At 67.6% G+C, this 15001-nt stretch carries 11 protein-coding genes, 1 pseudogene and 1 riboswitch; of the genes and pseudogenes, 9 read left to right on the top strand and 3 right to left on the bottom strand.

Annotation, left to right across the window (positions count from 1 at the left end; translation table 11 throughout):
• Nucleotides 1–162: 162 nt before the first annotated feature.
• From fdxA to H7J89_RS19180, 7 genes and pseudogenes are all read left to right on the top strand, one after another.
• Nucleotides 163–489 carry a ferredoxin gene (fdxA, locus tag H7J89_RS19210; RefSeq protein WP_055398945.1) on the top strand — a complete coding sequence of 109 codons (327 nt, stop codon included), beginning with the start codon at nt 163–165 and terminating at the stop codon, nt 487–489.
• 53 nt (nt 490–542) lie between these two features.
• On the top strand, nt 543–1628 hold the full coding sequence (dapC, locus tag H7J89_RS19205; RefSeq protein WP_264045578.1) for a succinyldiaminopimelate transaminase: 1086 nt from the start codon (nt 543–545) through the stop codon (nt 1626–1628).
• A 100-nt stretch (nt 1629–1728) separates the two neighbouring features.
• Nucleotides 1729–4101, top strand: a complete 2373-nt coding sequence (locus H7J89_RS19200; RefSeq protein ID WP_264045576.1) for an APC family permease — start codon at nt 1729–1731, stop codon at nt 4099–4101.
• A gap of 17 nt (nt 4102–4118) precedes the next feature.
• A pseudogene (locus H7J89_RS19195) lies at nt 4119–4322 on the top strand (acyl carrier protein); the annotation flags it as partial.
• 226 nt (nt 4323–4548) lie between these two features.
• Nucleotides 4549–5247, top strand: a complete 699-nt coding sequence (gene cysC / locus H7J89_RS19190) for an adenylyl-sulfate kinase (protein WP_264045572.1) — start codon at nt 4549–4551, stop codon at nt 5245–5247.
• 1 nt (nt 5248) lies between these two features.
• A complete protein-coding gene (gene sat, locus H7J89_RS19185) occupies nt 5249–6514 on the top strand; it encodes a sulfate adenylyltransferase (RefSeq protein ID WP_264045569.1) in 1266 nt (421 codons plus the stop codon).
• Nucleotides 6511–6828 (top strand): DUF6955 family protein, encoded by a 318-nt coding sequence (locus H7J89_RS19180; protein WP_264045567.1) that lies wholly within the window; start codon nt 6511–6513, stop codon nt 6826–6828. The genes sat and H7J89_RS19180 overlap by 4 nt, the downstream gene beginning before the upstream one ends.
• Nucleotides 6829–6844: 16 nt before the next feature.
• On the opposite strand, the gene fadD21 is transcribed toward H7J89_RS19180, so the two are convergent.
• The 3 genes from fadD21 to H7J89_RS19165 form a co-directional block, all read right to left on the bottom strand.
• Entirely contained in the window at nt 6845–8578 is a 1734-nt protein-coding gene (gene fadD21, locus H7J89_RS19175) for a fatty-acid--AMP ligase FAAL21/FadD21 (RefSeq protein WP_264045565.1), read from the bottom strand.
• A gap of 122 nt (nt 8579–8700) precedes the next feature.
• Nucleotides 8701–10359, bottom strand: a complete 1659-nt coding sequence (locus H7J89_RS19170) for a PPE family protein (protein WP_264045562.1) — start codon at nt 10357–10359, stop codon at nt 8701–8703.
• A gap of 155 nt (nt 10360–10514) precedes the next feature.
• A riboswitch (cobalamin riboswitch) is annotated at nt 10515–10695 on the bottom strand.
• Nucleotides 10696–10738: 43 nt separating this feature from the next.
• Nucleotides 10739–12325, bottom strand: coding sequence for a PucR family transcriptional regulator (locus H7J89_RS19165; RefSeq protein WP_264045560.1), 1587 nt, complete (start codon nt 12323–12325; stop codon nt 10739–10741).
• 81 nt (nt 12326–12406) lie between these two features.
• Here H7J89_RS19165 and pruA point away from each other — a divergent pair, with 81 nt between their 5' ends.
• A complete protein-coding gene (gene pruA, locus H7J89_RS19160) occupies nt 12407–14038 on the top strand; it encodes an L-glutamate gamma-semialdehyde dehydrogenase (RefSeq protein ID WP_264045558.1) in 1632 nt (543 codons plus the stop codon).
• On the top strand, nt 14038–15000 hold the full coding sequence (locus H7J89_RS19155; RefSeq protein ID WP_264045557.1) for a proline dehydrogenase family protein: 963 nt from the start codon (nt 14038–14040) through the stop codon (nt 14998–15000). The genes pruA and H7J89_RS19155 overlap by 1 nt, the downstream gene beginning before the upstream one ends.
• Nucleotide 15001 lies beyond the last annotated feature (1 nt).

The following is a 15001-nucleotide window of genomic DNA, read 5'->3' as shown; positions in this document are numbered from 1 at the left end:
CTGGCAGTCTTAAATCGTCATTTTAACGGGCGCGCCAAGTGGTTGACGTGTATGTGCAACGTCTAGTATCAGTAACCGAAAGCTTTGTCCTGGAGCGGCCGGAAGCACCGGGCGCGAGCCGAAGAGCAGCCCACACTGAAGTAGTACATGGAGGAGACGTCTGTGACCTACACGATCGCCGAGCCCTGTGTCGACATCAAAGACAAGGCATGTATCGAGGAGTGCCCGGTCGACTGCATCTACGAGGGCGCGCGGATGCTGTACATCCACCCTGACGAGTGCGTCGACTGCGGTGCGTGCGAGCCCGTCTGCCCCGTCGAAGCGATCTACTACGAAGACGACGTGCCCGAGCAGTGGAGCCAGTACACCCAGATCAATGCTGACTTCTTCACTGAGCTGGGGTCGCCGGGCGGCGCCGCCAAGGTCGGCATGACCGAGAACGACCCGCAGGTCGTCAAGGACCTGCCGCCCCAGGGCGAGGGCGACTGAGCGGGCCGGTGCTGGATAGGCCCGGGGTGAGGCCGCGCGCCCCACGCGGGCGAGTGTCGGCGTCCCTGCCGGAATTTCCCTGGGACACGCTGGCCGACGCGAAAGCGCTGGCCGGTTCCCATCCCGACGGGATCGTCGACCTGTCCGTCGGCACCCCGGTGGACCCGGTCGCGCCGATCATCTCCGAGGCGCTGGCCGCCGCCGGTTCCGCGTCCGGATATCCCGCCACCGCCGGCACCCCGCGCCTGCGGGACTCGGCGGTCGCCGCGCTGGCCCGCCGCTTCGGCATCACCGGCCTCACCGAGGCGGCCGTGCTACCGGTGATCGGCAGCAAGGAGCTCATCGCCTGGTTGCCCACCCTGCTGGGGCTGGGGTCCGCGGACGTGATCGTGGTGCCCGAGCTGGCGTATCCGACCTATGACGTCGGGGCGCGGCTGGCCGGAGCGACGGTGCTGCGGGCGGATTCGTTGACCCAGTTGGGCCCGCAATCACCGGCGCTGGTCTACCTCAACTCCCCGAGCAACCCGACCGGGCGCGTGCTCGGCGTCGACCACCTGCGCAAGGTGGTCGGCTGGGCGCGCGAGCGGGGCAGCGTGGTGGCTTCCGACGAGTGTTACCTGGGCCTGGGCTGGGAGGCGCAACCGCTGTCGATCCTGCATCCGTCGGTCTGCGACGGCGACCACAGTGGACTGCTCGCCATCCACTCGCTGTCGAAGAGCTCGTCGCTGGCCGGCTACCGGGCCGGATTCGTCGCCGGGGATGCCGAGCTGGTGGCCGAGCTGCTGGCAGTGCGCAAGCACGCCGGGATGATGGTGCCGACGCCGGTGCAGGCGGCCATGGTCGCCGCCCTGGACGACGACGCCCACGAGCGGGCGCAGCGCGAACGGTACGAGCGGCGGCGGGAAGCGTTGCTGCCGGCGCTGGGCTCGGCCGGATTCGCCGGGGACCACTCCGAGGCCGGCCTGTATCTGTGGGCGACCCGCGGCGAGCCGTGCGCGGACACCGTCACCTGGCTGGCCGAGCGCGGCATCCTGGTGGCGCCCGGCCACTTCTACGGCCCGCGGGGCGCACAGCACGTGCGCGTCGCACTGACGGCGACCGACGAGCGGATCTCCGCGGCCGTGCGCCGGCTGGCCTAGCCGAATCCGAATCCGAATCCGACCAGCTGCCACCATGGCGGCCGCTAGCGTGCACAATGCATCGAAGGTGTTTCGCCCGCTCAGGTTAAGGACGGTGGTCGTGACAACTTCGGCCGACAAGCTGCGCATTCCCCTTTCGGTCGGGGACATCGTCAAGCGGGTGTTCCTGGGAAAGCCGCTGATCACCGAGGACATCGCCTCCGAGAAGTTGTCGAATCCGGTTGCCCTGGGCGCGCTTTCGCCGGACGCGGTCTCGTCCGTCGCCTACGGTCCGGAGCAGATCCTGATCGAACTGCTGCCGCATGCCGGGCTGGCCGCCTTCCTGCTGTTGCTTCCCATCACCGGCGTCATCCTGCTCATCCTGGTGCTGGTGGCCGCCTCGTACCGGCAGGTGGTGATGGCTTACACCCGGGCGGGCGGCTCCTACATCGTCGCGCGGGACAACTTCGGGCCCCGGGTGGCGCAAATCGCCGCCGCGGCGCTGCTGATCGACTACGTCGTCACCGTTGCGGTGCAATCGGCGGCCGGGACGGTCGCGGTGGTGTCGGCGGTTCCCGCGCTGGGCCCGTACAGCCTCGAACTCACCGTCGGTGTGGTGCTTGCCATCTGCTACGCGAACCTGCGTGGGCTGAAGGAAGCGGGACTGCCGTTCGCGGTGGCGACCTATTCCTTCATCGTCATGGTCGGCCTGACGATCGTCGTCGGCGTCATTCGCGCATTCGCCGGGAACCTACCGGTTTACGATCCCGCACACATGGCCGGAACCGTGCCGGTACACCAGGGCAACGGATTGGTGCTGGGCGCCACGATTTTGGTGTTGCTGCGCGCGTTCGCCAACGGAGGCTCGTCGCTGACGGGAGTCGAGGCCATCTCCAACACGGTCGACTACTTCCGAAAGCCGCAGGGCCGCAACGCGCGCCGCGTGCTCACCGCCATGGCCACCGTCCTCGGCCTCCTGCTGGCCGGCGTCGCCTATCTGGCGCACGTTACCCACGCCACGCCGTATCTCACGGAATACCCGTCGGTGCTGTCCCAGATCGGCCGTGCCGTCTTCGGCAACGGCGTGATCGGCGACGTCTTCTACATCCTGGTCCAGGCCGCGACCGCGGCCATCTTGTTCACCGGTGCGAATACCAGTTTCAACGGATTCCCGGCGCTGGCAAGTTTCGTCGCCGAGGACCGCTTCCTGCCGCGCCAGCTCACCAAACGCGGTCACCGGCTGGTCTTTTCGAACGGCATCATCACCCTGACGGCGCTGTCGGTGCTGTTGCTGGTGGTGACCGGTGGGTCGGTCAACGCGCTGGTCCCGTTCTACGCGATCGGCGTGTTCACCGGGTTCTCGATGGCTGGCTACGGGATGACCAAACACCATCTGACACACCGGGAACCGGGGTGGCGACGCCGCCTGGCGATCAACCTGTCCGCGGCGATCCTGTCGACTATCGTGGTGGGCATCTTCGCGGTGGCCAAATTCACCGAGGGCGCGTGGCTGGTGGTCGTCGTCTTCCCGCTGCTGGTGTTAATGCTGATGCGGCTCAACCGCGAATACCGCGCCGAGGCAGCCATTCTCGAGATGTTCCGCACCGACCGTCCGGAGTTGGTGAAGTACGCGCGACACCGGGTGTTCGTGTTCGTCGACTCGGTCGACCTGGCGGTGATCGAAGCGTTGCGCTACGGCAGGGGATTACGGGCCGACGAGCTGACCGCGGTGCACTTCATGGTCGACCCGGCCCACGCCGCGCAGCTGCGAAAGCGCTGGGATCACTTCGGTCTCGACACCCCGTTGCGGGTGGTGGACTGCCCGGACCGCCGGATCATCCGGGCCGCGCAGCTGCTGGTCGCCAAGGCGCGCGAGGAACAACCCCACACCAATGTGACGGTGCTGCTGCCGCGCCGGACGTTCGGGCGGCTGCTGGGCCGGCTGCTGCACGACCGCACCGCGGACAAGATCTCCAGCGCGGTGAGCCTGATCCCCGATGCGGCGGCGACGATCGTGCCCTACGACGTGGAATCGCGCATCAAGGAGGCCTACCCCGACACCTTCGAGCAGCGGATAGCCCAGGAGATCGACAAGCTCGAGGCGTGGGTGTCCAAGGGTGAGGACGAGAAGGTGGACGCCTACGAGCACCCCGAGCGGCCGGCTTCGGTCATCCTGGTGGCCGGGCTGATCTCGGGGCAGCGGGCCACCGTCGAGGGGCGGGTCAACCAGGTCGAGGACGTCACCGACCGCGGGCGCACCTTCCGACAGGTGGTCGTCGGGGACAACAGCGGAGAAATGACGGTCACCTTCCGCCCCGGTCATGGGGGCGCCGACATTCAGCCCGGCCAGCTATTGCGGATCACCGGGAAGGCGCGTCAGACCGGCAACCGGCCCATCTCGATGATCGATCCGACGTATTGCGTGATCGAGGACCCCGCGGACGCCGTCGACGCCGGCGAATCCGGCGAATCCGGCGAATCCAGCAATACGTAATGTCCCGCCGATCGCGGGGATTGCTCCGGCGCACAATCGATCCGGATCGTCCGTTGTCCGACTATGGGTTGGATTCACTCGGTAATCTCGAGCTGCGAACCCGCATCGAAACCGAAACGGGTGTGCGCATCAGCCCCACCAAGATCACCACGGTCCGCGATCTGGCCGAGCACTTGTGCGACGAGCTGGCCGCTTCGGAAGCGGCGGCGTCAGCATCCTGACGAGGCGGGTGCGTCGGCGCTATCCCGGGCGGGCGAGTGCCGCAACGCGGAACCCCGAAAACCGCCCTAAACTGACCATCTTAACTTGTAGACTTGCCGAAGTCCGGTTTTACTGGTAGGGGATGCCGCGCGCGGGGGTTGCCAGGAATGAGCGCGGCGGGGCGCCGGTTGAGAGGACCACGGGCCACGTACCGATGAGGCGTGCAAAGCCGACGAGGAGCTGAATTTGTCCGACAACATCACCTGGCATGACCACCAGATCTCTCGCGAGGCGCGCGAACGGCTCAACGGCCACAAGGGCTGCGTTATCTGGTTCACCGGGCTGAGCGCCAGCGGTAAAAGCACGGTGGCGAACATCGTCGAGCAGAAGCTGTACGAGCGCGGCGTGCGGAGCTACCTGCTGGACGGCGACAACGTCCGCCACGGGCTCAACGCCGGCCCGACTCTTCTCGAAGAGCGCCACGGAGTCGAGTTCGCGAAGCGGTTCGGTCTGGGGTTCTCCCCCGAGGACCGCGAGGAGAACATCCGGCGCCTCGGCGCGGTCGCGAAGTTGTTCTGCGATGCCGGGGTGATCACCTTGACGGCCTTCATCAGCCCGTACCGGCACGACCGCGACGCGGTTCGCGCCACTCTCGCCGAGGGCGATTTCCTGGAGATCTTCATCGATACGCCGATCGAGATTTGCGAGCAGCGTGATCCGAAAGGCTTGTACAAGAAGGCCCGCGCCGGTGAGATTCGGGGTTTCACCGGAATCGACGATCCGTACGAAGCGCCGCTGAGCCCGGAGCTGCGGCTCGAGGGTGGCACGACGGATGCGGACACGCTGGCCGAGGAAGTGGTCTCGCATCTCGAGAAGGAGGGCGTCATTCCCGCCCGCGCCGCTGCCGCCCGAGGGTTCGACACACACCGCGAAGCGAGGTCATGACATGAACTATCACGGTCACAACGGGAAACCGATCGTGGAAAGAGTGTCCACGGACGGCGCCGCCGCACAAATCAAAGGCCTGCCGCGCGTGCCGATCTCCAAGGCGACCGCGCACGAAGTGATCAGCCTGTCCTACGGATTCTTCACCCCACTGTCGGGGTTCATGGGCCGGCAAGAGGTCGACGGAACCCTGGACAAATTGCGGCTCCCGGACGGAACGCTGTGGAGCATCCCGATCGTGTTCGACCTGTCATCCGAGGACGTCGAGAAGCTGGGGGTCAACGAGGGCGGCAGCGTCGTGCTGGAGTACCTCGACGCCCCCATCGCGATCCTCGACGTCACCGAGATCTACGAGTACGACCTGCATCGATTCGCCGAGAAAACTTACGGCACAACCGATCCCAGACACCCGGGGGTGAAGAAGACGCTCGCGTACGCGAACCGGTTCATCGCCGGTGACGTCACGCTCATCAACGAGCCGGTGTTCAACGAGCCCTTCAAGAGCTTCTGGCTCACGCCCAGGCAGCACCACGAGGCGCTCGCGGAAAAGGACTGGAAGCACGTCGTCGCCCACCAGACCCGCAACGTCCCCCACACCGGCCACGAGGCGCTGATGAAGCAGGCGTGGCTGGCCGCGAACGAAGACATGCCCGTCGACAATCTGAACACCGGGGTGCTCGTCAACGCCATCATCGGGCAGAAGCGGGTGGGGGACTACATCGACGAGGCGATCCTGCTGACGCAGGACGAGCTGCGCAAGAGTGGGTACTTTCGCGAGGACGTCCACAAGGTGACCTTCACGCTGTGGGACATGCGGTATGCGGGACCGCGGGAGGCGATCTTCCATGCGATCCTGCGGACCAACCTGGGCTGCACGCACCACATGTTCGGCCGCGACCATGCCGGTGTCGGCGACTTCTACCGCCCCTACGACTCCCAGAATCTGCTGCAAGAACACCGCTCCGAGCTGGGCATCAAACCGGTGTTCCTGCGGGAGAACTGGTACTGCCCGGAATGCCGGGAGGTGACCAACTCCGCGCTGTGCGGTCACGACGCCGAGGCGCAAAGCTTCAGCGGCAGCCTGATCCGTAGCATCCTCACCGACGAGGTTAAGCCCACCCAGCAGGTCATGCGCCACGAGGTGTTCGAGGTGGTCCTGGACTCCGCCGCCAAATACGGCCAGGGCTCGCCGTTCGTCACCGAGGATTACCTGAAGGACAGGCTGCCGGTGTTCACGCTGAACCAATTGGAGGACGCCACCTCATGAGCGGTGCCGAGAAGCAGATCAAGGTCAACGTGTGGATCAACGAGGAACGGCTCGAGGCGCTGGCGAACGCCGGAATGGCCGACTCGGCCGAGGATGCCTTCGCCGGCATGAAGCTATTGGAGATCTACACCACCGAAGCGCAGAAGGACGTTGTGCTGCAACGCTTCCCGGGGGCCAAATACGACTCCGCCACCACCAAGTCCATCGAATTGCTGCCCAAGAAGGTAAAGGACAGGCTGTTGGAGTTGTCCATCGCGCTGCACTCCACCGGCCCCGACGTGGTGGACCGCTTCCTTGCCGAAGCGCAACCCTAGCCGGAACCAACGCCGTTCAGGCGTCCAGCCGGGTGAACTGCTGCCGGCGGTATTGCTCTACGCAGGCGGCCCGCCGGATCTTGCCGCTCGTCGTGGTGGGAATCGACCCCGGTGACACCAAGACGAGGTCGGCGACATTGAGGCCGTGCGCGCTCGAAATCGCCGCGGTGACATCGTTTTTGACGACGGCAAGCCGGTGTAGCGCCTCCTCGTCGGAATCGTCGCGCTGCTTCAATTCGATGATGGTCACCAGCTTTTCGGTCTCGTCCACCGGGACGGAGATCGCCGCGACCCTACCCCCGGTGATCCCCTGCACCGTCGACTCGATGTCTTCGGGATAGTGGTTGCGCCCGTAGACGATCAGCAAGTCCTTGATTCGGCCCACGATGAACATCTCGCCTTCGGAGACGAAGCCGAGATCGCCGGTGCGCAGCCACGGCCCCTCGGGTGTGCCCGGCGACGGGTCGGCCAGCTTTCCAGCGAAGGTGTCCTGCGTTTCGTCCGGCTTGCGCCAGTAGCCCTCGGCGACGTTATCGCCGTGCACCCAGATTTCCCCGACCGTTCCGGCGGGACATTCGATGCTCGTGTCGGGGTCCACGATCCGCACCGTCGGCGACTTCGGCATGCCGTAGCTGAGCAGCGGTGCGCCGGTTCCCGCCGGACACCGTTCCGCGGTGCCCTCCGACAGCTTCTCGGGTTCGAAGTGAACGACTGCTGGTGCGCCTCGCGCGCTGCGGGTGGCGACATAGACGGTCGCCTCCGCCAAGCCGTAGGACGGGCGCATCATGTGATCGCGAAAGTTGTACGGGGCGAATCGATTGCAGAACCGGTCCAGGGTGGCGGGGTGGATGCGCTCGGCACCGCTGACGATGCCCAGCACGTTGCCAAGGTCAAGTCCGGCCATGTCGGCGTCGGTCGTCTTCCGGAGGGCCAGCTCCAAGGCGAAGTTCGGTCCCGCCGAGAAGCGGGGGCTGGGTTTGGCCAGCGCTTGGATCCACCTCGCCGGACGCTGCAGGAAAGCGATTGGACTGGTGAACTCGCAGGGGTAACCGCTCAGGATCGGTATGACGACACCTTGCATCAAGCCCATGTCGTGATAGAAGGGCAACCACGACACGATGGTGGTTTCGGGTGGCGCCATGCCATTCGAGTCCGGGAACAAGTCGAGCATCAGCTGGCGGAAGTTCACCTGAAGATTCCGATGCGAGATCATCACCCCGGCGGGAAGCCGGGTCGAGCCCGACGTGTACTGCAGGTACGCCGTTTCGGGAGCGCCGCTGATCCGGACGCTCGGCGCGCTGGCGTCGTCCAGATCCAGGGCGTCGACCTCGACGACGGCCGGGACCGATCCCGGCTGGTGAAGGTACCCGGTGACGGCTTCGGCGGCCGCGGACGTGGTGAGGACGACGGTGGGCGCGGTGTCGGCCAGGACGGCGCTCACCCGTTCGTCGTGCGAGCCGGCCGCCGGCACCGACAGCGGCACCGCGATCAGCCCGGCCTGCATCGCCCCCAGGAACGCCGCGATGTAGGCCAGGCCCTGGGGAGCGAGGATGACGGCCCGGTCCCCGACGGCGCCGTGCCGCTTGAGCTCGTGCGCGACGTTCAGGGTGCGCTGGTAGAGCTGTGCCCACGTCACCGTCTCGGTGACGCCGGCCCAATCCTGCTCGTAGTCGGTATACCGGAAGGCGACGTCGTCGGGCTGCAGGCCCGCGCGTTCACGCAGCAGGGACACCACGGACGCGCTCGACATGGACGTTAGGTTACCGCCTCGCCGCGGTCCCGCAGCGTGGTTGTTCGTTTTCGGTTCGGGCCGGCCGCCGATGTCGGGGCGATCCTGCGCGACCGCACGAAAGGTGCTGCAGCGCAGTCCGATCAGAGTCGGGCGTCCCAGGTGCTTGGCAGCATCGGCGCGCGCGTACTCCCGCCGAACGCGTCGTCGGTGAGGGCGGTCAATCCCGCCGGTGTGGTGGCGGACCGTACCGGTGCGGTTCCGGTGAATCCCAGGGCATCCGCGCCCTTGGCCGAGGCTGTCGCCGACGGCCCCGGTTCGGCGTCCAGGTACTCGTAGCGGCGGCCGAATTGGTTGGCCTTGGCGCGCTGGCGTCGCCCATGCGAAACCTGCTCCTCCGGCTGCACCACTGCGAGAGTTTCGGCATGGCCGGGCTCCGGCGCCCTCGTCGCGCGCGCACTGGCGCTCGCCGCCCGGCGAAGGTCAGCCGGCAGGCCACCGACCAGGTAGGCGAGTCCCTGCATCGTCGCCACCGGTGGTCCCGAGGGTGTGGGTGGCGGGCCGCCGGGCGAGGGCGGCGCGGGCGCCGCGGCGGGTGCGGTTGCGGGAGTTGGTGCGGGCGCCGGGGCCGGGGCCGGCGTGGGGGGCGGGGCAGGCTCCAGCGCGACCGGGACGAAGGAAGGTGCCGGCACGATCGGCACCACCGGGATGGCATGCAGCCCGGCCAAACCCGTCAAGCCCGCGAGGCCCCCCGCCAGGGTGGGCACCACCAGTGGAATCACCGAGACCGTCAGCAGCGGGAGAATGACCGGAATCAGCACGATCATCTGCTCGAGCAACGTCTTCAACAGCGCGATGGTATCGGTGATGATCGTGCCGATGGCTTCGACGGCGGTGAACAACAGGGTCCACGCGATGGTAGCGGGATTGCCCGAGGCGAACGCCGCCGCAAGGTCGGCCGCGATGAAGGAGAAGGTTTGCGCCAGATAGGCGAAGTACGAACCGAAATCCATCGGATAGCCAAGGGCGAACGCGATATTGAACGGGTTGAGAAAGCTCAGCGGATTGCCGAGAACGGGCAGCCACGGGTCGAATCCAGAGAACAGCGCCTGGAAGAACGGGTTGTTCATCAGCTGGTCTATCAACGGCTGGATGTACCTGTCGTAGAAGTCGATGAAGCCGATCTGCCGTAGCCACTCCAGTACCGAGTCCTGCCGGTCGGGGGGCGACGCCGACGCGGTGGCCGCGGCGGCCAGCGCCTCGGCCTTCATGACCTGCGGCGCGGGCTCGGTCTGCGGCACGGCGGACACCGCGGCGGTTGCGACGCCCTGGTAGGTGCTCATCACGCTCGCGGCCTGCACCCACATCCGCGCATAGTCGGCCTCGTTGAGCGCGATCGGAATGGTGTTCAGGCCAAGGAAATTCGTCGCCACCAAGGCGGCGTGGGTGGCGTGGTTGGCGGCCAGCTCGGGCAGGGTCGGCATGGCCGCCAGCGCCGCGGAGTAGGCGATGGCGGCGGTTTCCTGCCGTGCGGCCACGGCGGCGCTGTCGGCGCCCGCCCGCGCCAGCCATGCCAGATAGGGCGCGTGCGCGGCCACGTAGGCCTGCGCGGTCGGGCCGTACCAGGTTCCGGATTCAACCGCGCCCAGCAGCGCGGCCAGCTCGTCGGCGGCCTCCGCGTATTCGGCGCTCAGCGAACCCCACGTCGCCGCGGCGGCCAGCAGCGGTCCGGGGCCCGGCCCGCTGCTGAGCAACGCAGAATGCACCTCCGGCGGCGAGGCCATCCAGATCGGCGCGGTCATCGACCGTCCGCCTCGGTATCGATGGAAAAGCTTGTGGGACTTGGATACTCAGGCGAGACGCGGCGGATGGGCGCAGGATTGGTGGCAACGACAACGGCCACCCATGCAGGACGTGACATGGACGCTGACAGCTCTCTCGGGGTGCTCCGCCCCGGGTCGCAGGACGCAATGACGCGAGTGTCCTGGCTCTCGGATCGCTGCTCGCCTCGCCTTCCAGCTTGTCAGCCGTGGCCGTTGAGGGTCGCTCCCCGATGACAGTGGCGGGACCGCGCCGGATTCGCACCGGCTTCCTGCATCGTCATCACCTTACGGCTGGCATTGTTACATCCGTCGTGTCCAAAAGCCAGCAAGTCACCCTAAGCTCTCACCGCCGACGGTGTCACCGGCTGTCCAAGACCCGCAGGCTCAGCGAAAACAGCAGCCGCACCTCGGGATCGGCAAGCGACGTCGACATCAACTTCTCGATACGCCGGATGCGGTAGCGAACCGTGTTGGGGTGAACGTGCAGCGACCGCGCGGCGTCGGCGACGTCGCCGAAGCTGTCCAGATACACCCGCAGGGTTTCGGCCAGCACCGGCTCCCGGGAGCGCAGGTCGACTATCCGCGGATCGACCGATCGCTGCTCGCGGCCAACCAACGCGAGGATCTCATCGAGCAGGACGGTGGTGCGCGCCTCGGCCAGCGACGTCACCTGCGGAATCGAAATGGGATGGCGCGCAGCGCTGTCCAGCACACGGTCCACCTCGGCGCGGGCGGCGGCGATGCCGGCGAGGCCGGCGACGGGGGCGGCGATGGCGGCCCGCAGTTGCACCCCGAGTTCGTTGCGCATCGCCGCGATCGTGCCGCGGACCCACGAGGTGACCGAGCGGGTTTGCGTCTGGGGCAACAGCACATAGATTCGCGATCCACGGGCGGCGAGCTGGGCATCTCTTCGAAAAGCGCTGGCGCTCAGCGCCATTACGTCGGCCAGTCGCGCCGGGCGGGCGGCGCCCGCTGTGTCCGAGGCGTCCCAGCCGATCAGCGCCGCGTGCCCGTCGGCGGCCAGGCCGAGTTCGCGGGCGACGGCGGCCACGTCGGGCTCCCCGTCGATCAGGCCCAGCAGCTGTTGCACCCGCCGCGCGTGCGTGGAGGGGCGGGCCGCAAGTCGCGCCATGATGCGCCCGGCCAGTACCGCCGCGCCCCGCAATATCTCCTCGGCGTCGGCCGCCAGCGGTCGTGCGCCCTGCTGCACCCAGATGGTGCCGGCGAACGCCGGCGGTCGCCGCGCGTCGACCTCTTGGTAGATCCCGACCGCCAGCCGCGGACGCAGGCCCAATTCGGGACGCTCGGCGACGCGCACCACTGCGTCGCTCGCGCGCAGCGCGTCGAAAATGCCCCATTGGCCGATCCATTCGAGGTGCTCGGGCGGCCCCGCCCGGCCGAGGATGGAAAGGCGGCGCAGCTCGTCGGCTTCGTCGTTGGAGGCCGAATAGGCCAGCACATGCGATTGGGCGTTTTCGATGCTGACCATGCCGTGGATGCGGTCGGCCAGCGACTGCGCCAAACCGAAAAGGTCGGTGCCCGAGTCCTCCGTCGCGTCGGCGCGGTCCCCGTGGTGCTCCAGCACGTGGTTGATCAACTGGTAGAGCCGCTCCCAGCGGGCGCGCGGCTCGACGGCGACCACCGCCGAGCCCCTGCCGACCGCCGCGCTCACCAACGCGGCGGACGGCTCCTTGGCGAAGATCGCCACCGGAACGCGCTCGCGGGCCTGCTTGTCCATCCATCGCAGCGCCTCGTCGTCGGCCACGCCCAGCAGGAAGAACACGTCGGCCGAGCTCGCGGCCGCCGCCAGCCCAAGCCGCACGTCGTCACTGTCGATCAACGCCGCCGAGCCCACCGGAAGGTCCAGGCCCCGCGGCGCTTCCACCAGGCGGACCAGGGTCGCGTCCAGCGCGAGCAACAGCTGACCCAGCCCCACACCGGCCATTGTCCGATCATACTACCAACTGACCACCATCCTGTCCGATCAGCTAACTCCGGTGCGGGCCACCGCGAGGATCCTGGCAGCATGGATGCGATAACCCAGGTGCCGCTGCCGGCCAACGAGCCGGTCCGTGACTACGCGCCGCACTCCCCGGAACGCGGCCGGCTGCGCGCCGAATTGGCCGCGCTCGCCGATCACCCCATCGACCTCCCGCACGTCATCGGCGGTACGCACCGGATGGGCGGCGGTGAACGCATCGACGTCGTCCAGCCGCACCGGCATGCCGCCAAACTGGGCACCCTGACGAACGCCGTCCACGCCGACGCGGCGGCGGCGATCGACGCCGCAGTGGCCGCGAAGGCGGCCTGGGCGGCGATGCCGTTCGACGAGCGCGCGGCCGTCTTCCTGCGCGCCGCCGACCTGCTGGCCGGGCCGTGGCGGGAGAAGATCGCCGCCGCGACGATGCTGGGCCAATCCAAATCCGTCTACCAGGCCGAGATCGACTCGCCCTGCGAGCAGATCGACTTCTGGCGGTTCAACGTGGCGTTCGCGCGTCAGATCCTGGCGCAGCAGCCGATCAGCGGCCCGGGCGAGTGGAATCGCAGCGACTACCGCCCGTTGGACGGATTCGTCTACGCGATCACGCCGTTCAACTTCACCTCGATCGCCGGCAACCTGCCGACCGCGCCCGCGCTGATGGGCAACACCGTGGTGTGGAAGCCGTCGATCACCCAGACGCTGTCGGCCTATCTGACCATGGGGCTGCTCGAGGCTGCGGGGTTGCCGCCCGGCGTGATCAACCTCGTCACCGGCGACGGTCTCGCGGTCTCCGACGTGGCGCTGGCCGACCGGCGGCTGGCCGGCATTCACTTCACCGGTTCGACGGCGACATTCCAGCGGCTGTGGTACCAAGTCGGCACCAATATCGGCCACTACCACTGCTATCCGCGGCTGGTCGGCGAGACCGGTGGCAAAGATTTCGTGGTGGCACACCCCTCGGCACGGCCGGATGTGCTGCGCGCCGCGCTTATTCGCGGCGCGTTCGATTACCAGGGTCAGAAATGTTCGGCGGCGTCGCGGGCCTTTATCCCGCATTCGGTGTGGCAGCGGATGGGTGACGATTTCTTGGGCGAGACCGCCGCGCTGCGCTATGGCGACGTCACCGACCTGACCAACTACGGCGGCGCGCTGATCGATGAGCGGGCGTTCGCTAAGAACGTCAACGCCATCGAGCGCGCGAAGAGCGCGGCCCACGTCACCATCGCGGTCGGCGGCGAATACGACGACAGCGTCGGCTATTTCGTCCGCCCCACGGTGTTGCTCTCCGATGATCCGACCGACGAAGCGTTCGCCACCGAGTATTTCGGCCCGCTGCTGTCGGTGCACGTGTATCCCGACGACGACTACGAGCGGATCTTGGATGTGATCGACACCGGGTCGCGGTACGCGCTGACCGGCGCGGTCATCGCCGACGACCGCGACGCCGTGCTGGCCGCCCAGGAACGCCTGCGGTTCGCCGCGGGGAACTTCTACGTCAACGACAAGCCGACCGGCGCGGTGGTCGGACGCCAGCCCTTCGGGGGATCGCGCGGCTCGGGCACCAACGACAAGGCCGGGTCGGTGCTGAACTTGTTGCGCTGGACGTCGGCCAGGACCATCAAGGAGACGTTCGTCCCGGCAACCCACCACACCTACCCGCACATGGCGGCCGACTGATGGGCGGCGTGTTCGCCAGCACTATTCGGCCCGCGATCATGGCCGCCAGCAGGCGACCGGGGCTGCGCCGGGCCGCTGAAGGGCTGCCGGTCGCCCGCCGTGTGGTGCACCGTTTCGTGCCCGGCGAGACGATCGACAGCGCGCTGGACAGCGTTGCGGCCCTTCGCTCGTCGGGTTCCTATGTCAGCGTCGACTATCTGGGCGAAGACGTCACCGCCGCCGACGACGCCGGTGCGGCGGTGCGGGTCTATCTGGACCTGATCGACCACCTGGCCCGCTTCGGCGACGACGCCGCCGTCCGCCCGCTCGAGGTGTCGCTGAAGCTGTCGGCCCTGGGACAGTCGCTGGATCGCGATGGTGAGAAGATCGCCCGGGAAAACGCCTTCGCGATCTGCCAAGCGGCGCAGCGGGCCGGCGTCTGGGTGACGGTGGACGCCGAAGACCACACGACGACCGACTCGACGCTGGCAATCGTGCGCGACCTACGGTGCGAATTCCCTTGGCTGGGCGTGGCTTTGCAGGCCTACCTGCGGCGCACGCTCGACGACTGCGAGGAGTTCGCGGCTTCCGGGGCGCGGATCCGGCTGTGCAAGGGCGCCTACGACGAACCGGCCGCGGTAGCCTACCGCGATCCCACTGCGGTGACCGATGCGTACCTGCGCTGCCTGCGGGTCTTGATGGCCGGCTCGGGCTACCCCATGGTGGCCTCCCATGACCCGGCGATCATCGATGCGGTGCCCGCGCTGGCACGCGAAGTCGGCCGGGGAGCAACCGATTTCGAGCACCAGATGCTGTACGGCATCCGCGAGGCCGAGCAGCGGCGGCTGGCCGCATCCGGCAACCACGTCCGCGTCTACGTGCCCTTCGGCACCCAGTGGTACGGCTACTTCATGCGCCGGTTGGCCGAGCGGCCGGCCAATCTAACCTTCTTCTTGCGGGCGCTGGCGCAGCGCGGTCACTGAG

This window comes from Mycobacterium paraffinicum (genome assembly GCF_025822865.1).
Lineage (GTDB): Bacteria > Actinomycetota > Actinomycetes > Mycobacteriales > Mycobacteriaceae > Mycobacterium > Mycobacterium paraffinicum.
The sequence above is the reverse complement of the archived record's forward strand: the minus strand, read 5'-3'. Positions and strand labels throughout refer to the sequence as shown.